Annotated in this window: 2 protein-coding genes; both read left to right on the top strand. The window is 39.2% G+C overall.

The window, feature by feature from the left end:
* Positions 1-288 (top strand): hypothetical protein (locus ACLJQE_RS44700; RefSeq protein ID WP_284161748.1); only part of this gene is annotated, 288 nt, incomplete at its 5' end.
* Positions 289-304: 16 nt separating this feature from the next.
* Positions 305-610, top strand: coding sequence for a hypothetical protein (locus ACLJQE_RS44705; RefSeq protein ID WP_284161747.1), 306 nt, complete (start codon positions 305-307; stop codon positions 608-610).
* Positions 611-613: the final 3 nt, after the last annotated feature.

The following is a 613-nucleotide window of genomic DNA, read 5'->3' on the forward strand; positions in this document are numbered from 1 at the left end:
ATGAAGGCAAACAACTTCTTTTTCTTATCTGCCGTTAAATCCCACATAGATGCGTCCGTGTCTACTCAGTACCCCGTTACAACAAAGATCACTTTCTGGCATGAGAAAGATACTGATCAGGAATCAAAACTTGTTGTGACTGTTACCAACGTAGAAAAATCATTTGTTGTTAGTTATGTAATGATGGATTTAAACACCTGCATTCAATCCGCAGAAAGTGATGAGCTTACCAGTACACAGGTTTACGGCGTGATCGCCGCTATCGCTAACGATGCATTCAAGGCATAATAGAGAGGTTTACACAATGGCTTTTATAACAGAAATCAATTTTCCTATCTATCCTAAAAACACAATTGATCCTGATGTTCGTCTTGAGTTTGAGATCCGCGCCGAGCTATGCAACACGGAAGAATTAGAGACTATGGATCTGAATGTTTCCGTTGAACAGTGCCCAGTAAATCTATCAGAGGTTTTAGGCGGAAGCTTTTATTTTGACGGGCATCTTATTGTAATAGATAATGATACAATCAAGCGGATCGCCTATAGTGTGGAAACAGCAAAGGAAATGCTTTTGATCGCGGCTAACCGCACAAATAAATATTTTGAATAATTT

The sequence above is a fragment of the Amycolatopsis sp. lyj-346 genome (assembly GCF_046548975.1).
Lineage (GTDB): Bacteria > Actinomycetota > Actinomycetes > Mycobacteriales > Pseudonocardiaceae > Amycolatopsis.

Excerpts from the sequence above, each read along its gene's own strand:
- ACLJQE_RS44705 (WP_284161747.1), top strand. The coding sequence starts at position 305 with ATGGCTTTTATAACAGAAATCAATTTTCCTATCTATCCTAAAAACACA.